Genomic DNA, 2,806 nt, shown 5'->3' with positions numbered 1-2,806 from the left:
TTCTCGCTCAAATTCAGAACCCGAATCATCTCCTCGCGCATCACAAACTTCTGCACCTTCCCCGTGACGGTCAAGGGCATTTCATCGACAAAGTGAACATACCTGGGCACTTTGTAATGCGCGATTTGACCTCGGCAAAAATCGCGGATGTCTTCCTCGCTGGCATACTCGCCTTGTCGAAGCACAATCCACGCGCACAGTTCCTCCCCAGTTTTTTCGTCTGGTACGCCGAACACCTGAACATTCTGAATTTTGGGATGTCTGAATAAGTACTCCTCTATCTCGCGAGGATAGATGTTCTCTCCACCGCGAATCACCATGTCCTTGAGTCTGCCGACAATATTGCAATATCCGTCCGCGTCAATCGTTGCAAGGTCGCCCGTATGCATCCATCCATCGACAATGCTTTCACGTGTCTTCTCCTCATCCTCCCAGTACCCCAGCATCACGGAGTATCCTCTCGTGCAAAGTTCTCCGGTTGCACCAACGGGCACTGTATTGCCGAGGGGATCGACGATCTTCACTTCGAGGTGAGGTTGAATCCGCCCGACCGTGGTCGTTCGCTTATCGAGCGGGTCAGTGGTTGCGCTCTGAAACGATACCGGGCTGGTCTCCGTCATTCCATACGCAATGGTGACCTCCTGCATATGCATTCTGGCCAGCACCTGCTTCATGGTCTCGACGGGACACGGTGAACCAGCCATGATGCCGGTGCGCAGACTGCTTAGGTCGAACGCAGCAAATTCCGGATGCTCCAACTCCGCGATAAACATCGTGGGCACCCCGTGAAGTGCCGTGCAGCGTTCTTCTGCGATTGACGCGAGGGTCGCGCCGGCGTCGAATCCTTCGCCTGGGAAGACCATCTGCGCGCCAACTGATATGCACGCGAGAACCGCGAGAACCATTCCGAAGCAGTGGTAGAGCGGGACGGGGATGCACAGCGAGTCGGCTTCGGACAGCTTCATTGCCATCGCCACAAAACGCCCATTATTGACAATGTTTCGATGTGTCAGCGTAGCGCCCTTCGGGCTGCCAGTGGTACCGCTCGTGAATTGAATATTGATCGGGTCGTGAGCCGACAGCACAATCGTCGTTTGTGCTACCTCGCGCAGGATCACCTCGCCCTTCTCCATCACGGCGGAGAACGGCATCACGCCCCTTATGGCCGGGTCCCCGACGGATATCACGGTACGCAGGTCCGGGAGGCGCGCGCAATGCAGATCGCCGGCTTCTTGCGATGTCAGCTCCGGGGCGATGTCGAGCAGCATCGAAATGTACTTTGACGTTTTGAATTGCTCCGCCGTCACGAGCGCTTTGCACCGCACCTTGCGCAAGGCATACTCGATCTCTGAAACCCGGTAGGCAGGATTGATGTTGACCAAAACTGCACCGATGCGTGCCGTAGCGAACTGCGTGAGCAACCATTCGAATCGATTGGGCGACCAGATTCCTACACGATCACCCTTTGCCAGCCCCACGGACAAGAGACCTGAGGCAAGTCGATCGACCTGTTCGTCAAATTCCTTCCATGTCCAGCGCACACCCTGTTCGCGGAACACCACAGCTTGCCGGTCGGGGAAACGTTGCGCTGTATCTCTTAGAAACTCGCCGATCGTGGATTCGCTCAATGGGACATCCGNNGTCGCACCGCGAACGTATGCGACGCCGTCGGCAGGTGCGATAGACGCAAGGGAATCGGGTAAGGTATGCATAAAGCCATTCTCCAACGCTGCTTTGGACTGCTGATCAGGAGTGTGCTGAAACAAGGTCATGTCGCTGTCGTAGCTACCACCAGAAGCTTTCGGCTACTTGCCGTAAAACACCAGATCGCCAGGCTCCTCGTCACGGTCGAACGCTTCGGCTGTATGGGCGAAACCCCGCGTGGCGTCTTCCGTGAGGTACAGGCCCATGCAAACATCCAGCAGTGCAATATCGGCACCCGCCACGCCGCCACTTGACCACGTCTTGAGCAGGGTGCGCGTCGCCGCATACGAAAGCGTGGGACCGTCCGAAAGTCGCGTCACCAGTTCGCGGGCGACACGATCGAGCTCACCGGGTTCTGCCACGTGTGTGGCAATCCCAAGTTCCCCGGCTAGGCTCCCCGAAATCGGTTCGCCCAACATGGCGAAGCGCGACGCGCGACTACGCCCCACGCGCTCAGCCAGCCGCTGCAACGCGCCCGCGATGGGCAACATCGCGGTCGTTACCTCGACGCACCGGAAGACGGTATCCGTCGCCGCCACAATGAAGTCGCAACTCAAGGCGAGTTCGAGTCCGCCACCGAATGCCAGGCCCTGCACCACCGCCACCGTCGGAACACGCAGGGCTTCGATCGCGCGATACGACGTGTTGACTTCCGCCACGAACGTGCGGAACCAGTTCAGGTCCTGACCTGGCCACTCGCGAACCTCGCCACCGAGACTGAAATGCGGGCCCTCTGCGCGAACGACGAGCACCCGGATATCGCTCTCACTAGCCTCGTGAACCGCCTCGCGCAGACATTGGGCAAAGCGCAGATCAAGTCGGTTGTAGGGCGGATTCGCCAGTACGATATTCCCGACCTTCCCTTCGCGCTCAAAACGTATGCTTTTCATTGCCAGACCTCATGTTGTCGATCAAATTCAGCGGGCGCCCATGACGCCCTTCAAGGATCCGCAATTCAGGTAGGGTCCCCGTTCAGCGGAATGACGGGAACCAGCAAATGTGAAGGGCGGTCGGCGTCGCGGTAAATCTTGTGAGTGACCGTATTGCTGCTGCATACGTGATACGGAATGTATTCGACGTCGGTCATCGCGCCGGTTCCCGT

Annotated in this window: 2 protein-coding genes; both read right to left on the bottom strand. The window is 58.0% G+C overall.

What is annotated here, in order from left to right; genetic code table 11:
- Positions 1 to 1,712: AMP-binding protein (locus tag M0D69_RS43490; RefSeq protein WP_301787958.1), on the bottom strand; the 1,712-nt coding region annotated here is incomplete at its 3' end.
- Positions 1,713 to 1,805: 93 nt separating this feature from the next.
- Positions 1,806 to 2,594 (bottom strand): enoyl-CoA hydratase/isomerase family protein, encoded by a 789-nt coding sequence (locus M0D69_RS43485; RefSeq protein WP_301787957.1) that lies wholly within the window; start codon positions 2,592 to 2,594, stop codon positions 1,806 to 1,808.
- Positions 2,595 to 2,806: the final 212 nt, after the last annotated feature.

Origin of the sequence: Caballeronia sp. SEWSISQ10-4 2, assembly GCF_030464885.1 — a bacterium.
Classification (GTDB): Bacteria; Pseudomonadota; Gammaproteobacteria; order Burkholderiales; family Burkholderiaceae; genus Caballeronia.
This window is presented reverse-complemented; position numbering and strand designations above follow the sequence as displayed.

Bases quoted from the DNA above. Each gene is read 5' to 3' on its own strand.
- M0D69_RS43485 (WP_301787957.1), bottom strand. From the start codon at position 2,594: ATGAAAAGCATACGTTTTGAGCGCGAAGGGAAGGTCGGGAATATCGTA.